A 15,509-nucleotide genomic window follows, 5' to 3' on the forward strand; every position below is an offset into this window, starting at 1 on the left:
TCCGCGACCGATGCACAAGGCCCGCCATGACCGATCCAGACATCTTCGACCGGCGCCTGCGCGCCTTGCGGCGTGACCGGATGATGGACGCCTTTGCGGATCATGATTTCCTCTATCGCGCGATGCTGGAGGAATTGCTGGACCGGCTGGCCGACGTGCGGCGCGATCTGCCCGAAGCGCTGGTCGTCGGTTGTCCGGACGGCGGCGCGAAGACAGCGCTGGAGAAAATGGGCAAGCAGGTCGCCTGCGTCGATCCGGGCTGTCTTGCGGCGCGTCGCGCGGGCGGCGTGCAGGCGGACGAGGACGCCCTGCCCTTCGCCGACGACAGCTTCGACCTGATCCTTGCCTGCGGGACGCTCGACAGCGTCAACGACCTGCCCGGCGCGCTGATCCTGATGCGCCGGATATTGCGGCCCGACGGGCTGATGCTCGCGGCCTTTGCAGGCGCGGGCAGCCTACCCCGGCTGCGCGCGGCGCTGATGGCGGGGGAAGGCGACCGGCCCGGACAGCATATCCATCCGCAGGTCGATGTCCGGTCGGCGGGCGACCTTCTGGGCCGGGCCGGTTTCGCCATGCCGGTGGCGGACGGCGACACGCTGACCGTGCGCTATGGCGACATGATCCGGCTGATGCACGACTTGCGCGGCATGGGGGCGGGCAATGCGCTGGCGTCGCGTCCCCCGGCGTTGCGGCGCGATGTGCTGATGAGGGCCATGGCGCATTTCGCCCAGGCGGCCGATTCGGACGGCCGGACCGCCGAGCAGATTTGCGTGATTTACCTCAGCGGCTGGAAACCCGACCCCAGCCAGGCCAAGCCCGCCCGGCGGGGCAGCGCCACGGTTTCCCTCGCCCAGGCATTGAAGGGAAAGACCTGACCGCCCCCTCACACGGCGCCATGGTGCGCGGGCTGGCCTGCCAATGCCCCGATTGTAGGCGGATCGGCGACGTTCCACGCCTGCCAGCCGGCAAACCGGAAGGCATATTCGACATGGCTCCCCCGGCGAAAAGCCGCGCCGTCCCAGACCACGACCTGCAATTCGATCCGGTCATGGCGATGCACGTGCAGCCAGTTGAAGCTCTGCGGCTCCGCGTTGCGAAGGCGGGTGGAGGTCGCCGTCCCCGCCTGAATCATCAGGGCGCCGCCCGCATCCTCCGCCATTTCCTGCGCGGCTTGCGCATAAGTGCGGTGGAAATGGCCGGCGAGCGCGATGTGGATGCCGGCCTCGCGCGCGGCCTTGACGGCGTCGTCATGGCGGCCGACCGCCTCGCTCCATTCGCCGCCCTTGCCGATGGGCATGGCGAATAGGGGGTGATGCGTGACGAGGATGCGGGTTTTCTCCGGCGCGACGGGAGCGAATCGCGCGCGCAACAAGGCCATCTGCGCCTGATTGAGCCGCCCGTCCTTGATCGTGAGCGACCGCGCCGTGTTGAGGCCGAGGATCGCAACCGCCTCATCCTCGTAAAAGGGGCAAAGCTCATTGGAGATGTAGCGCTTGTAGCGATGCAGGGGCCGCAGGAACCGGTTCGCCAGGTCATAAAGCGGCACATCGTGATTGCCCGGAATGACGAGCAGCGGCAACCCGGCGGCGCGCAGCCGGTTGATCCATGCCGATGCCTGCCGGAATTGCACGATCCGCGCGCGCTGGGTCAGATCACCGCTGATGACGGTAAGATGGGGCCGCCTTTCCAGCAGCCATGCTTCCGCCGCCGTCACGATCCGTTCGTCATGCGCGCCGAAATGCAGGTCGGAAAGATGAGCGATACGAGTCACGCCTATCCAACGAGCCACGCGCCCTCGGGTTGCGTCGGGAGCCGATGCCGATCTGGCGAGTTGTTATGGCATGGAAACGAAACCGCTCCCTCGCGATGCCGTGCTGATCGTCAACACCCAATCCCGCAAGGGCGAGGCAAGCTTCGCCCAAGCCAGGGATTTGCTGGAAAAGGCTGGCGTGCGGCTTATCGCCGCCCATGCCGTGAAGAACCCGGACCAGATGGCCCAAACGGTGCGGGCGGCCGTCCGATCCGGCGCACCCATGGTGATCGTGGGCGGCGGCGACGGCTCGCTGTCCGGCACGGTCGATGAACTGGTGGGCAAGGATTGCGTGTTCGCCGTCCTGCCGCTGGGCACCGCCAACAGCTTCGCCCGCACTCTGGGCCTGCCGCTGGAACTGGATGGGGCGGTGGACGCCATCGCCCATGGACGGCGGCGTCGGATCGACCTGGGCATGATCGACCGGGACTATTTCGTCAATGCGGCCTCCATGGGCCTTTCCCCCCTGATCGGCGACACCGTGCCGCACAAGCTGAAACGCTATCTGGGGCGGGTCGGCTATCTGCTTTGGGCGGTCAAATGTTCTTTCGGGTTCAGGGCCTTCCGGCTGGTCGTCGACGACGGGATGAAGGAACATCGCATGTGGTCGACCGAAGTCCGCATCCTGAACGGCCCCTTCCATGGCGGGGTCGAATTGTCCGACGCCGCCGATGTCGACACCGGCGAAATCGTCGTGCAGGCCATTGTCGGACGCAGCCATATGCGGCTGGCCTGGGACTGGTATGCGAAATTCTTCAGGCTGCGCGACCGCAACGCCCATACGGAGGAATTTCGCGGAAAGTCCTTCCGCCTTACGGCCCGGCCGCCCCAGCGCCTCTCCATCGACGGCGAAGTGCTCGCCCGGACCCCCTTCACGGCGAAAGTCGCGGGTGGCGCGGTCGAAGTGGCGGTTCCGGCAAATAGCTGATCTGCGCGCGTCTCTGGCTTGGGTGTTTCGCGGATTTTGCGGCGGCCCACCCTGCTACGACTAAACCTCGCTTGCGGCTCGGCAAGTCTCGCCCCCCTCCCCGCTTGCGGGAGGGGTGGGGGGAGGGCCGGCGCGATGTCTGTTATCGCCCCCTCCGTCATGCCAGCGAAAGCTGGCATCTCTCTTCTTCATAGGCACGACACACCGAAGGGAGATCCCAGCTTCCGCTGGGATGACGAATTTGGGGAAATGCCCGCTCCTGGCCGCAACCGCCCATCCCCGACCGCCGCAAGCAACTATGCCGTCCCGTTCGCCTTGGCCGCCTTGCGCTCCTGCATCTTCTTGCGGAAGCGGGTGGCCCAGCCCGGTTTGCCGTCCTGCGCCGGCCGGACGAGGCAGAGCGCGCCGGCATCCACGTCGCGCGTCACCGTGCTGCCCGCGCCGACAATCGCGCCGTCGCCGATCGTCACCGGCGCGACCAGGGCGCTGTTGGAGCCGATGAACGCGCCCGCGCCGATCTCCGTCCGGTATTTGAAAAATCCGTCATAATTGCAGGTGATGGTGCCCGCGCCGATATTGGCCCCCGCCCCCACGGTGGCGTCACCGATATAGGACAGGTGGTTGGCCTTCGCGCCTTCGGCCAGCTCGGCCTTCTTGATCTCCACGAAATTGCCGACCTTGGCCCTGCAGCCGATCTTCGCGCCGGGACGCAGGCGCGCATAGGGACCGATCTCCGCGCCGCTTTCCACCCGCGCGCCCTCCAGATGGGAAAAGGCGTGGATGACGACATCGTCCGCCACGCCAACGCCGGGACCGAAGACGACATTCGGCTCAACCACCACGTCGCGGCCCAGCACCGTGTCATGTGCGAAGAACACCGTGTCCGGTGCGATCAGGGTGGCGCCGTCGCGCATCGCCTCGACCCGGCGGCGCGCCTGCCAGATGGCCTCCACCCCGGCCAGTTCGATCCGGCTGTTGACGCCTGCGACTTCCCACGCCTCCGTCTCGATGACGGCGCTCTGCGCGCCGGGCAGCATGACGATGTCGGGGAGATAATATTCGCCTGCCGCATTGTCGTTGCCGATCCTGTCGAGCAGCACGAACAGGTCAGTCGACCGCACCGCCATCAGCCCGCTATTGCATAGCGTCACCGCGCGTTCGGCTGCGGTAGCGTCCTTATATTCGACCATTTTCTCGATGATGCCCTGCCCGTCGGCGATGATCCGGCCATAAGCGGCGGTGTCGTCGGGGCGGAAGCCCAGCACCACCGCGCGCGGCTCATCCCCGCGCGCGAGCCGGTCCAGCATCGCCCGCATCGTTTCGGCCCGCACCAGCGGCACGTCGCCATAGAGGATCAGCACGTCGCCCGCGAAGCCCGCCAGCGCATCATGCGCCTGCGCAACCGCGTGGCCGGTGCCGAGCTGCCTATGCTGCACGGCGATGACGACGCCCTTGCCCTCGACCGCCTTTTCCACCTGCTCGCGGCCCGCACCGACGACCACGACCTGCCGCTCCGGCTGCAATTCCGCCACGCTCGCCAGCAGGTGCAGCAGCATCGAGCGGCCCGCCACGGGATGCAGCACCTTGTGCAGCGACGATTTCATGCGCGTGCCCTGCCCGGCGGCAAGGATGATGACGGCAAGGGGACGGCTGGCGGTCACAGCGGCGCGACTCCTGTTATCGGACGATTTACTGGCGCCCCTCTGCCATGTTTGGCTTGCCTTTGCCACCGCTGCAAGGGCATGGCCGCGCCATGACACGCATAGCTTTCGACATTGTCGGCTTCGACCTGGACGGCACCCTGATCGACACGAGCGGCGACCTGGCGGCCGCCGTCAACTACGCCATCGGCACGCTGGGCCGCGCGCCCTTTCCGGTCGAAGCGATCCGTCCCTTCGTGGGGAAGGGCGCGAAGGTGATGCTGGAACGCGCCTTGACTGCATCGGGCGGCTATGAGGAAACCGAACTGGCGGAAAGCCTGCCGATCCTGCTCGATTATTATGCGCAGAACCTCGCGATCCATTCCGTGCCCTATCCCGGCTTGATCGAGGCCATGGACCGGCTGGCGGAGATGGGCGTGAAGCTCGCCATCTGCACCAACAAGGCGGAACGATTCACCATCCCGCTGATGCATCAGCTTGGCCTGTCCGACCGTTTCGCCAGCATCGTGGGCGGCGACACGGTCGGCGTCTCCAAGCCCGATCCCGCACCGATCCGCGAGATGATCGCGCGCGCGGGCGGCGGGCGGACCGTGTTCCTGGGCGACACGATCAACGACATAGCGGGCGCGCGCAATGCGGGCATCCCCAGCATCGCCGTCAGCTTCGGCTTTCTCGACGGCCCGGTCGAAAATCTGGAGGCCGATGCGGTGATCCATCATTTTGACGAACTCGCGCCTCTGCTGGAAGGATGGCGCGACTGACCCCTGGCGCGCAGCGATGCGCCACCACCTGACGGCAGCGTTGCGTTGATCCCAGCCTGTTGCAGGCCACGGGTGCGGATGGCGGCCAGGGGCGGTCGGCGAACGTTGCAGAGGCCCTCTTTCTTGCGTCATCCCAGCGAAATTTGGGATGAAGGAGGTTGGATGGCGAAAAATGGCCGAAATCAGCCCGCAGGATCAGGGATTTGCAAGCCGCATAATCGCCTGAAAAGGATGCGGATGTTTACGCGTAGAGGGCATCGGACTCAGCCCGATCATGCGCTGATTGTTCGACGGCACCAAGATCGAAGCCATCACATTCCTGACGAATAGGGCGGCAGAACCGATTCCGGCAGGTCCGAGGGGCCGTTATTTGCGAAAGACCCGCGCCAGTTCGCCGCGCAGAGGCGGCTCGTCGCGCGAAACGCCGTTGTGAATGGCGGTCACCCGCTCCTGGGGATCGAAGCGGGTCCAGCCTGCCCGCGTCAGTTTCTCAAGGGGGCGATAGCGGATCTTATATTGCATCCGCGCCGATCCTTCGACCCAATAGCCCAGATAGACATAGGGCAGGCCCGCGCGCGCCGCGCACAATATATGTTCCATGATGATGAAATTGCCGAGGCCCTTGCGGTGCTCCAGCTCCGTGTCGAAGAAGCTGTAGATCATGGAAAGGCCGTCGCCTTGCCGGTCGGTGAGACATGCACCAACCAGCCGGCCCGGCCGGCCGTCCTCGTCCGGTTCGCGATATTCGATCACATGGCTGTCGACCGGCGTCTGCTCGACCATGTCGGCAAAGTCCATCTCGTCCATTTCGGTCATCCCGCCTCCGGGATGGCGCGCGGAGAGGTAGCGTTGGAGCAGCGCAAACTGTTCTTCGGTCGACCACGGCTTGCAGGCGGTGACGACCAGATCCTCATTCTTCCGCAGCAATTTGCGCTGGGTCGCGTTCGGCCGGAATTCCGCCGCCGCCACCCGGACGGACACGCAGGCCGAGCAGTCGGCGCAACTGGGCCGGTAAGCGACATTCTGGCTGCGGCGAAAGCCGATCCGCCCCAATGCATCGTTCAATTCCGTCGCGTTTTCGCCCGATAGCTCCGTGAACACCTTGCGTTCGTTCCTGCCCGGCAGATAGGGACAGGGCGACGGATTGGTCACGAAAAAGCGTGGAAAACGGAAAGGCGCGGTCACGCCTCCGACTCCCCGCAAACACTGTTCAAGGGCCGATTCATGGGCAGACTATGCCGCCCATGACCGCCTGTGAAAAGATCATTTACCAAGAAAACGCGATAGACCGCCGCGGATCACGCCACCTCGATCGGGGCAACCTCATAACCGGCCTCCCGCAAGGCGGCGAGCAGGCCCTGGAGATGGGCGCTGTCCCGCGTTTCGCACTCGACGTCGAGGCTGAGACCCTTGGCGGGCAGGTTGGTGAAGATGCGCTGGTGCGACAGTTCCAGGATGTTGACCGCTTCCTGATCGAAGATGCGGGCGACATGGAACAGCGCGCCCGGACGGTCCTGCAACCGTATCCGCAGGCGCGCGAGCCGTCCCGACCGTGCAAGATCGCGCAGCAGCACGTTGGCGAGCAGCCGCGTGTCGATATTGCCGCCAGTCAGGACCAGTCCGACGTTACGGCCCGCGAACATCTCCCGATGGGTAAGTAGCGCGGCAAGCCCTGCGGCCCCGGCCCCTTCCACCACCGTCTTTTCGATCTGGAGCAGCAGGCTGACCGCTTCCTCCAGACGGCGTTCGTTGACCAGCAGCACGTCGTCCGCCAGCCGCTCGACAAAGCGGCGGGTCAGTTCGCCCGGATATTTGACGGCGATCCCTTCGGCCAGCGTGTCGCCATCGCACGCCAGATCCGCGCCCTTGATATAGTCGTACATCGACGGATAGAGTTCCGCCTGCACCGCGAACAGGCGGATATCGGGCTTCATCGCCCTGGCTGCCGTACCCATGCCGGAAAAGAGGCCGCCGCCGCCGATGGGGATGACTAGCGTGTCGATCTCCGGCGCCTGCTCCAACATTTCGATGGCGATGGTGCCCTGCCCGGCGATGATGTCCGGCTCGTCGAAGGGGTGGACGAAGGTCAGTCCTTCCTCTGCCGCCAGCTTGCGGGCATGGGCATAGGCGTCGTCGAATTTTTCGCCGAACTGCACCACGCGCGCGCCATATCCTTGCGTCTGCGTCACCTTCACCGTGGGCGTGGTGTTGGGCATGACGATGGTGACGGGCACGCCCAGCCGCTTGCCATGATAGGCAAGGCCTTGCGCATGATTGCCCGCCGACGCGGCGATCACGCCTTTCCGCTTCGCTTCCTCGTCCAGTTGCAGCAGGCGGTTGAGCGCGCCGCGCTCCTTATAGGCAGCGGTGAACTGGAGATTTTCGAACTTCAGGAACACCTTGCAGCCCAGCATGTCGGACAGCGTCTGGCTGACCAGCGTGGGCGTCTGAACGATCGCGCCGGAAATGCGCACGCGCGCCGCAAGGATGTCGTCCACGGAAACGGGCAGCGGCAAGGCGCCTTCGATCTTGGTCAGAGTGTTCATGGCCAGCCCCCTATACGAAAATTGCGACGGAAGAAACTGGCACCCGCTCGAAACTGGCCCTATGGCTAGGGGGCACGCACATCAAGTACGGGATCTATGGCTAACATCGCGTTTATCGGCCTGGGGGTCATGGGCGGCCCGATTGCGGGACATCTGGCGAAGGCGGGGCATCGGCTCACCGTCTACAATCGCTCCATCGGCAAGGCGAAGAGTTGGGCGGAAGCCTATGGCGGAGAGGTCGCGATCAATCCCGCCAAGGCGGCGGAGGACGCGGAAATCGTCATAAGCTGCGTGGGCACCGATGACGATCTGTCGCAAATCACGCTGGGCCGCGAGGGCGTCTTCCGCGCAATGAAGCCGGGCAGCCTCTTCATTGACCATACGACCGTGTCCGCGCGCATCGCCCGGCAGCTTTATGTCGAGGGGCAGAGCCTGGGACTGTATAGCGTCGACGCGCCCCTGACAGGCGGACAGATCGGGGCAGAGCACGGCACGCTTTCGATCATGTGCGGCGGGGCGAAGCCGGCGGTCGCGGCGGCGAAGATCGTGATGCAGGCCTATGCCGCGCGGATCGTCCATGTGGGCGGCGCGGGTGCGGGACAGACGACGAAGATGGTGAACCAGATATGCCTCGCGGGCACCTTGCAGGGCGTGGCCGAAGCCTTGCGGTTCGCGCAGGCTGCGAATCTGGACGTGGAAAAAATCTATGAGGCTATTTCCGGCGGCGCGGCGCAAAGCTGGGTGATGGACAATCAATGGAAGACGATGGCGCAGGACAATTTCGATTTCGGCTTATCGGTCGACTGGATGCGGAAAGACCTGGAACTTGCGCTCGACGAAGCGCGAGCCAATGGCGCGACGCTGCCGATGACGGCTCTGGTCGATCAATTCTATGCCGACGTGCAGGCGATGGGCGGGCACCGGCAGGACATCAGCGCACTGGTGCGGCGGATCACGCGGGCATGAGGGCTGGGCTGCTGGCGGCGCTGGCCGCAATCGCTCTGCCCATGCCGGCGCTTGCTTCGGGCGTGATCGACAATGTGAACGGCATCGCGCTCGACGCGCAGGGACGGATCGTCCACTTCAACGCCCTGCTGATCGATGATGAGGGCAAGGTCGAAAAGCTGCTTCCCGGCCGCTATCAGGAACCGCCGCCGCCGCCCAAGCGCAAGAAGCGCAAGGGCGAGCAGGAAGCCGCGCCCAAGCGGTTGGATTTCAAGCTGGACGCGGGCGGCAAGACGCTGATCCCCGGCCTGATCGACGCGCATGGGCATGTGATGGCGCTGGGCCTGTCGCTCGTGACGCTGGACCTTTCGGGCGCGCGGTCGCTGGTGGAGGCGCAGGCGAGGATCAGGGCCTATGCCGCGGCCAATCCAGGACGCAAATGGATCATCGGCACCGGCTGGAATCAGGAGTTGTGGGGGCTGGGACGTTTTCCGACCGCCGCTGAACTGGACGCCGCCGTGGCCGACATCCCGGTCTGGCTGGAGCGGGTGGACGGTCATGCGGGGTGGGCCAACAGCCTGGCGCTGAAAACCGCCGGGATCACCGGCGCGACCAAGGCGCCTGCGGGCGGGCGGATCGAAATGGACAGCGGCAAGCCTTCGGGCGTGCTGGTGGACAAGGCGATGGACCTGATGGCCCGCGTCGTGCCGCCGCCCGCACCCAAGGATCGCGACATCGCGCTTGAAAAGGCGCAGCAGACGCTGCTCGCCACCGGGATCACCGCCGTCGCCGACATGGGCACGCGCATAGAGGACTGGCAGGCGTTCCGCCGCTCCGCCGACCGGGGAGCGCTGCGGGTTCGAATCATGTCCTATGCGATGGGCCTGGAAAATATGGTGCTGATCGCGGGGCCGGAGCCGACGCCGTGGCTCTATGACGATCGTCTGCGGATGGGCGGGGTTAAGCTGCTGCTGGACGGCGCGCTGGGGTCACGGGGGGCGTGGCTGAAGGCGGACTATGCCGATGCGCCAGGACAGAAGGGATTGCCGATGATCCCCTCGACCCAGCTTCGCAACATTATGAGCCGGGCGTCGATGGACAATTTCCAGGTCGCAGTCCATGCCATCGGCGACGCAGCGAACAGCGAAATGCTGGACGCCGTCACGGAACTGGCCGAAACCTATAAGGGCGACCGGCGCTGGCGCATCGAACATGCGCAGATCGTCTCGTCCGCCGACCTCCCGCGCTTCGGGCAGAACGGCATCGTCGCGTCGATGCAGCCGGCGCATGAGGCGTCCGATTGGCGCATGACGACAGCGCGTCTGGGTGAGGCGCGGTTGAAAGGCGCCTATGCGTGGAAGTCGATGCTGGACAATCGCGTGCCGCTGGCTTTCGGATCGGACGTGCCGGTCGAAAGCCCCAATCCCTTCCCCGGCATCGCCGTCGCCATGAGCCGTGAGGATGCGAAGGGCGAGCCGTCGGGCGGCTGGATGCCGGAACAGCGGATCGGCTTCGAGGCGGCGCTGGACGGATTCACGCGGCAGGCGGCCTATGCGGGCTTCGCGGAAAAGCGGTTCGGCAGCCTGATCCCCGGACAGCGGGCGGACTTCCTGCTGATCGACCGGGATATCTCCGTCGCTCGCCCTGCCGACATTCGCGGAACGCAGGTTCTGGAGACATGGATCGGCGGCAAGCGGGTCTATGTGAAGGGGCGGTGAGGCGATGCCGCCTTTACCGCCAAGTGCGGCGGATGGCGGTTATGAATGGATTCCCGCCACTCATCCGTCATGCCAGCGAAAGGTGGTCTCTCTCTTAACCTTCGCCGCGCCCTAGAAAAGAGATATCCCGGCTTTCGCTGGGATGACGGAGGTTGGATGACCGCAAATGGCCGAAAACAGCCCGCCCTCTCCCTTCCTCAGAGAACATTCCCCGCCACATTGAAGGCGTCTTCCAGCGTCTGGGGAAGCGGGGGCTGCACAGGCTTGTCACAGCCCACAGCCTTCATGTGCGCCCGCAGCGCATCCATGCGGCCCAGATTCCAGCGCGCCAGCGGAACGCCGAGCGGACGGAACTCCGCGCGGTCGAACAGCTCCACCACATAATCGGCGCAGAGGCTGTCCACCTGATCCAGCGTCAACATGCCGAGGTTCATGACCATCGGCCGCCCCGGCACGCCGTTGCGCCCGCGCACCAGATCCGTGACGAACAAGCCACCACGCGGATCGACCAGCACCACATCGGCGCGCGAGGCGTCGATCATGCGATGGCTCGCGGCATAGGGAGCGACGAAGAGATGCGTTCGCCACGCAAGAAATCCCCCGGTCAGCAGGGTGATGGCCACAGCGATGAAGATCGGCCGCATCATCCCCGCCGGACGGAAACGCGCCCAGCCTAAACCCGCCAGCAGGCAGAAGGGGCCGATGAACCCGTGGGCATAGCGATAACCCCAGCCATAACCCTGCGCCAGCGCGAGGCCGCATCCCGCCAGGCAACCCAGCGCCAGCGGCAAGGCGATTTCCTGCCCCTTGAGCGCCCCGCGCCAGTGCATCGCAGCAACGCCCAGCACCGCAAGCGGCACCATCAGGATATTGTTCCACGCAATGAAACGGGTCAGGTTGACGAGCGGTTGCCAGCGATCCCCCAATCGCTCGAAAAGGCTGCCGACCTTGTCGGCCACGCCTGCCGTCGGACGCACGTCCATCGGCGGTCCCAGCACATGGGTCAGGAAACCGGGCCACAGCTTCGCCCAGACGATGACGATCAGGACCAGGATCAGGATGTGGAAAGCCGCGACCGCCCATCGTCGGCCGAGCAGCATCCAAAGGATGAAGGGTAAAATGAAGATCGGCGGGAAATGCCATTGGTGCAGCCCCGCCGCGACGAGCGCGACCAGACCCGCGACCAGATGGGCCAGCCAGCCGCCCCTGAGCACCAGCGCCAGCCAGATCATGTTGAGCGCGAAGTGCCCGGTCATGGCATAGGGCGTCATCGCCGTGATCCACAGCTGCGCCGAAGACAGCGCGAGCAGCATCGTCACCCAAATCGCGTCGGGCCGGTCGGGAAACAGATGGAGCGCCACCCGCCATAATGCGATCAGTCCCGCGACCAGCAGCACCGGCCCGGCGAGGTTGGGATCGCCCATTTTCCAGAAGAGCGCCTGTATCGCGCTGTTCATCGGCAGATAGGCCGCCGTCCAATAATCCGCCGCGCCGAAAGGAGAGAAGAATTCCGGCATGATGGCGCGGCGATAGGCTTCCCATTCCGGCGGTATGGGCCGCGCGAACAATCCTTCGCGGATATAGGCCGCGGCAAAGCGGGCCACTTCCTCATCGCGGGAAATGGCGTAGTTCTGGAACAGTCCGTAATGCCCGGCCCAGGCCACAATGCCGAACAGCACGACCAACGGAATGATGATGCGCGCCCGGGGTGTCGGCAGGGCAAATCCCTTCCCTTCGGCAAAGGGCACCGCCAGCGCGAACAGCGCTATGGCGATCAGCAGTGCGGGGAAATCCTGATCCAGGAACAGGATCACCGGCAGGCTGGCGCCCTGCCCGAAAGTGATGTGCCACAGAAACGTCGCCGTCAGCCAGCACGCCAGGCCGAGCGCCCCTGCCCGGAACAGATTGGACGCATCTATCCGGGAAGAGCCGGCGGGCCGCATCAATCCGCCGCCGCCAGCAGCGCCTGATTGACGAAGATGCCGTCCATTTCGACAAGCAGGGGGAAATGTCCCTTGTTGTTCGCAAAGAAGGCGGATGGGGCGAAGCCATGCTCCGCCAGCCAGTCGATCATGGCGCGATAGCCCGCGCCGCCTTCATAGATGGGCCGCACGCCCAGTTCTGTCTGGACGCCGGCCATCACGCCCAGGGCCGATCCCGCGCCTTCGCATACCGACAGGTCGTGGCCTTGCGTGTCCATCTTGAGGAAAGGCAGGGTGAAGCCGTGCGCGGCCTGCAATTCGGGCATCAGGCTTTCAAGGCGGCGGCATGGCATCTCGACCGTGCGCGTCACCTTGTTGCGGCCCGCGAAGACCGCGTCCTGCCCGGCGGCCGGCTTTTCGAGCGAGCTGAACTGGTCGGCAGCCATGATGTTGAAGCGCGCCGTCCCATCGAAATCGGACAGGGCCATATTGAATATATGCCAGCGCTTGTCCGAGCCGGCATGGCGGGAGAGCGCCGAGAAGATATCCGGGTTCGGTTCGAAGGACAGGATCGTGCCGGTGAACCCCGCGTCCTTGCGCAGCATCGTCGCATATTGGCCCCGATTGGCGCCTACGTCGAACACGCAATCGACTTTGAAAGCGCTCAGAAAGCGGCGCAACGCCTGGATTTCGGGATATTGGTGGACGCGCCCGCTCAAGGCCAGACGCATTGCGCGCCAGCGGTCGGACAATTCGCGGACGTAACGGTTCATACGCGGGAAACCATGGCTTTGCGGTAGATGTCGATCGTCGCCAAGGCCATGTCCTTCCAGTCGCCCATTTGCTCGCCATGGGCGCGCGCCTGCCCGCCCCTTGCCCGCCTGATGGCGGGGCTTTCTATGAGCGGCAAGAGGGCTTGTGCAAGGGCGGACGCATTTCCCGCCGCGAAACGGACGGCGACCTCCTCCGGCAGGCTGGCGAACATGCCCGCGTCGGACGTCACCATCGCCTTGCCATGATGGAGCGCTGAAAGGAATGCACCGCTCGAATCGATATGGCGGTAGGGAAAGACGAGGATATCGGCCTTGGCCATATGCGCGTCGAGCTTCTGTTCGCGCAGGAAACCCAAATCGGTGACGAGCCGCTCGCCAAAGCCCGCCCGACGGATGGAGTCCATCAGCGGAGCAATGTCCATGAAGGGCTTTCCCGCCAGCGCCAGTTCGAACCCATGCCCCGCCCGCCAGAGCGACAAGCACGCCTCCACCAGCAGATCGACGCCTTTATAGGGCCGGATCGTGCCGAAGAAGAGCAGGCGCGGCAGCTTCGGATCCGGCACGGCGGCGAGGTCTTTGGACGTCGCGAGGGCGAGGCGCATCGGCGGATGCGGGGTGACGTGGATGCGCTCCGCGGGCACGCCCCGCCGGACGAGCGCCTGCCTCGTGGTGGCGCCATGGACGATCAGCGCATCGAACATATCGAGCAGCGCCGCATAGCCCCGCGCCTGCACGCCCGCATCGGCATGATAGGCATTGGCATTGTGGACGGTGTGCACCAGCGTCGCCCTGCCCTTCAACCGACGGAGCAGCATGCGGTCGGCAGGCGCGAGGGGAAGCCACTGGAAATGGAGGATATCGGCCCGCAGCAGATCGCCGATGCCGCCCACCGCGCAGGCAAGGCCATATTCGGCCGCTTTCAGCAGACGGAAGGCGCGGCCTTCGCCCAGCCGTTCGCGTAGCGCTTCGCTATGGCGGAAGAAGCGCGAGGCGTAGCGGTAGCCTTGCGGCGTGATGGCGTCGGTCGGCCGCATCGGACGGCCCAGCAGCGTCACCTCCTCCCCCGCCTCCGCCATCGCCGCGCACAGGCTATCGTCATAGCGTCCGGTGAAAAGCGATGGGTCGAGCATCGCGACCTTCATGATGGCCCCCCGATGAGGCGGCGAAGCGATAAAGCGTGCAGCGCCGCCGCTCCCGCAAGCGTCGCGGCATAGAGGGACAGGAAGGCCGTGTCGAAATGCTGCGGCCAAAGCAGCCGGGCCACCGGCACGCTGAGCGACGATCCCGCCAGGAAAGGCAGCGACCGCCGCAGCAGCAACGGGAACCGTCCCAGTGCCGCCTGCACATAGACCGACACGCAGATGACGGCGAGCGACAGCAGGGCAAGGTCGATCAGCAGCAGTTCCGTAAAGCCGATGCTCGCTCGCCCGTCGAACAGCCGGTCGAACAGCCAGCGCCCGGCCAGAAGCAACGCGCCCGACGCCCCCACCGCGAAGAACAGGGCCGCGCCCAGCGCCCTGCCCATCAACTGCCGCAGCCGCGCATGGTCGGCGGCATGGAAAGCGCGGGTGATGCGGGGCAGCGCCGCCTCCACCGCTGCCCGCACCAGCATGGACAGCGCCCGCGACATCTTGAAGAAGAAGTCGAACAGCAGCATCGGCCGAGCGTCGTTCGTGGCCAGGGCGACGGTGAAATAGGGCGCGTTATAGGCCAGGATATCCGACATGGTGAACGCCGCCGACGCCCCGATATCGCGCAGATAATGCTGCCGCATATGCCCTCCGCCGGTGCGGAAGGCGAACCAGTGCGCGCCCCGCATTCCCAGCCGCCGGTGGACCAGCGCGATGGCATAGCCAATCACCGCGATGCTCACCGCCAGTTGCAGCGCGACCGACAGGCGCGGGTCCAGCCCGTCAAGGATCGCCAGCAACAGGGCGATGGTCATGACCCGGCGCAGGCAGTCGAGCGCTTCCCAGAGAAAATTGCCGTCCACCGCCGCCAGCGCGCGCTTGGCGAGCAGCCCCGGCAGGTTGAGGCAGGCCGACAGGAAGAAGAGGATGAAGAGCAGCGGCATCGCCGTTTTCAATCCGCCCGCCGCCAGCGCGATCAGCAGGATCAGCACGCCTCCCGCGATCAGCAGGCCGAGGAAGAGGAAGAGGACGCCCATCTCCTCCAGCCGGAAGCCGCCGTCATCCTTCTCCGCGCCGCTGCCCAGCCAGTATCGCCTGAGCCGGGCATAGATGATGCTGGTGAGGCCGAACTCCGCCGAAATGGTAAAATTGCCGAACGCGACCAGCAGCAGGAACGCCTGAAACTCCGTCAGGGGCAGCACGCGGACGAAAACATAGGTGACGGCAAAACCCCAGATCAGGATCAGACCGACATTGGCGAGCTTCACCAGCGCCAATATCCGCGCCGATCCCTCCATCCGGGCGAGCAGCCCCC

General features: G+C 65.4%; 13 protein-coding genes. 5 read left to right on the top strand and 8 right to left on the bottom strand.

All coding sequences use genetic code 11. The features are described 5' to 3' along the window. The first annotated feature begins 26 nt into the window (after positions 1-26). A complete protein-coding gene (locus IQ35_RS01315) occupies positions 27-875 on the top strand; it encodes a class I SAM-dependent methyltransferase (RefSeq protein WP_145071703.1) in 849 nt (282 codons plus the stop codon). A gap of 8 nt (positions 876-883) precedes the next feature. On the opposite strand, the gene IQ35_RS01320 is transcribed toward IQ35_RS01315, so the two are convergent. Next, a complete protein-coding gene (locus tag IQ35_RS01320; protein ID WP_145071705.1) occupies positions 884-1,771 on the bottom strand; it encodes a metallophosphoesterase family protein in 888 nt (295 codons plus the stop codon). A 70-nt stretch (positions 1,772-1,841) separates the two neighbouring features. Here IQ35_RS01320 and IQ35_RS01325 point away from each other — a divergent pair, with 70 nt between their 5' ends. Further along, positions 1,842-2,738: a diacylglycerol/lipid kinase family protein gene (locus tag IQ35_RS01325; protein ID WP_145071707.1), complete on the top strand. Its 897-nt coding sequence runs from the start codon at positions 1,842-1,844 to the stop codon at positions 2,736-2,738. A gap of 296 nt (positions 2,739-3,034) precedes the next feature. Here the strand turns inward: IQ35_RS01325 and glmU are convergent, their stop codons facing one another. After that, positions 3,035-4,342 carry a bifunctional UDP-N-acetylglucosamine diphosphorylase/glucosamine-1-phosphate N-acetyltransferase GlmU gene (gene glmU, locus IQ35_RS01330; RefSeq protein WP_242003269.1) on the bottom strand — a complete coding sequence of 436 codons (1,308 nt, stop codon included), beginning with the start codon at positions 4,340-4,342 and terminating at the stop codon, positions 3,035-3,037. 149 nt (positions 4,343-4,491) lie between these two features. Between glmU and IQ35_RS01335 the strand changes: the two genes are divergently transcribed. After that, positions 4,492-5,160 carry an HAD family hydrolase gene (locus IQ35_RS01335; protein WP_021246385.1) on the top strand — a complete coding sequence of 223 codons (669 nt, stop codon included), beginning with the start codon at positions 4,492-4,494 and terminating at the stop codon, positions 5,158-5,160. Positions 5,161-5,526: 366 nt separating this feature from the next. Here IQ35_RS01335 and IQ35_RS01340 read toward each other — a convergent pair whose 3' ends face one another. Together IQ35_RS01340 and IQ35_RS01345 are read right to left on the bottom strand one after the other, a co-directional pair. Then, on the bottom strand, positions 5,527-6,345 hold the full coding sequence (locus IQ35_RS01340) for an arginyltransferase (RefSeq protein WP_145071711.1): 819 nt from the start codon (positions 6,343-6,345) through the stop codon (positions 5,527-5,529). A gap of 113 nt (positions 6,346-6,458) precedes the next feature. Then, positions 6,459-7,706, bottom strand: coding sequence for a threonine ammonia-lyase (locus IQ35_RS01345; protein WP_145071713.1), 1,248 nt, complete (start codon positions 7,704-7,706; stop codon positions 6,459-6,461). Positions 7,707-7,802: 96 nt separating this feature from the next. Here IQ35_RS01345 and IQ35_RS01350 point away from each other — a divergent pair, with 96 nt between their 5' ends. Continuing rightward, positions 7,803-8,672, top strand: coding sequence for an NAD(P)-dependent oxidoreductase (locus IQ35_RS01350; RefSeq protein ID WP_021246382.1), 870 nt, complete (start codon positions 7,803-7,805; stop codon positions 8,670-8,672). Further along, positions 8,669-10,369, top strand: coding sequence for an amidohydrolase (locus tag IQ35_RS01355; protein ID WP_021246381.1), 1,701 nt, complete (start codon positions 8,669-8,671; stop codon positions 10,367-10,369). The genes IQ35_RS01350 and IQ35_RS01355 overlap by 4 nt, the downstream gene beginning before the upstream one ends. 197 nt (positions 10,370-10,566) lie before the next feature. Here IQ35_RS01355 and IQ35_RS01360 read toward each other — a convergent pair whose 3' ends face one another. From IQ35_RS01360 to IQ35_RS01375, 4 genes are read right to left on the bottom strand one after another with little or no spacing between them, the layout of a single operon-like run. Beyond that, on the bottom strand, positions 10,567-12,312 hold the full coding sequence (locus IQ35_RS01360) for a hypothetical protein (RefSeq protein ID WP_021246380.1): 1,746 nt from the start codon (positions 12,310-12,312) through the stop codon (positions 10,567-10,569). Next, the gene (locus IQ35_RS01365) at positions 12,312-13,064 is read right to left on the bottom strand and encodes an FkbM family methyltransferase (protein WP_145071715.1); all 753 of its coding nucleotides are present in this window, start codon (positions 13,062-13,064) and stop codon (positions 12,312-12,314) included. Before IQ35_RS01365 ends, IQ35_RS01360 begins: the two co-directional genes overlap by 1 nt. After that, positions 13,061-14,206 (bottom strand): glycosyltransferase family 4 protein, encoded by a 1,146-nt coding sequence (locus IQ35_RS01370; protein WP_145071717.1) that lies wholly within the window; start codon positions 14,204-14,206, stop codon positions 13,061-13,063. The genes IQ35_RS01365 and IQ35_RS01370 overlap by 4 nt, the downstream gene beginning before the upstream one ends. Next, positions 14,203-15,492 (bottom strand): hypothetical protein, encoded by a 1,290-nt coding sequence (locus IQ35_RS01375; RefSeq protein WP_145071869.1) that lies wholly within the window; start codon positions 15,490-15,492, stop codon positions 14,203-14,205. Before IQ35_RS01375 ends, IQ35_RS01370 begins: the two co-directional genes overlap by 4 nt. Positions 15,493-15,509: the final 17 nt, after the last annotated feature.

This window comes from Sphingobium wenxiniae (genome assembly GCF_007830065.1).
Classification (GTDB): Bacteria; Pseudomonadota; Alphaproteobacteria; order Sphingomonadales; family Sphingomonadaceae; genus Sphingobium; species Sphingobium wenxiniae.

Excerpts from the sequence above, each read along its gene's own strand:
- IQ35_RS01315 (WP_145071703.1), top strand. The coding sequence starts at position 27 with ATGACCGATCCAGACATCTTCGACCGGCGCCTGCGCGCCTTGCGGCGT.
- IQ35_RS01325 (WP_145071707.1), top strand. The coding sequence starts at position 1,842 with ATGGAAACGAAACCGCTCCCTCGCGATGCCGTGCTGATCGTCAACACC.
- glmU (WP_242003269.1), bottom strand. The coding sequence starts at position 4,342 with ATGAAATCGTCGCTGCACAAGGTGCTGCATCCCGTGGCGGGCCGCTCG.
- IQ35_RS01335 (WP_021246385.1), top strand. The coding sequence starts at position 4,492 with ATGACACGCATAGCTTTCGACATTGTCGGCTTCGACCTGGACGGCACC.
- IQ35_RS01345 (WP_145071713.1), bottom strand. The coding sequence starts at position 7,706 with ATGAACACTCTGACCAAGATCGAAGGCGCCTTGCCGCTGCCCGTTTCC.
- IQ35_RS01350 (WP_021246382.1), top strand. The coding sequence starts at position 7,803 with ATGGCTAACATCGCGTTTATCGGCCTGGGGGTCATGGGCGGCCCGATT.
- IQ35_RS01355 (WP_021246381.1), top strand. The coding sequence starts at position 8,669 with ATGAGGGCTGGGCTGCTGGCGGCGCTGGCCGCAATCGCTCTGCCCATG.
- IQ35_RS01360 (WP_021246380.1), bottom strand. The coding sequence starts at position 12,312 with ATGCGGCCCGCCGGCTCTTCCCGGATAGATGCGTCCAATCTGTTCCGG.
- IQ35_RS01365 (WP_145071715.1), bottom strand. The coding sequence starts at position 13,064 with ATGAACCGTTACGTCCGCGAATTGTCCGACCGCTGGCGCGCAATGCGT.
- IQ35_RS01370 (WP_145071717.1), bottom strand. The coding sequence starts at position 14,206 with ATGAAGGTCGCGATGCTCGACCCATCGCTTTTCACCGGACGCTATGAC.
- IQ35_RS01375 (WP_145071869.1), bottom strand. The coding sequence starts at position 15,492 with ATGGAGGGATCGGCGCGGATATTGGCGCTGGTGAAGCTCGCCAATGTC.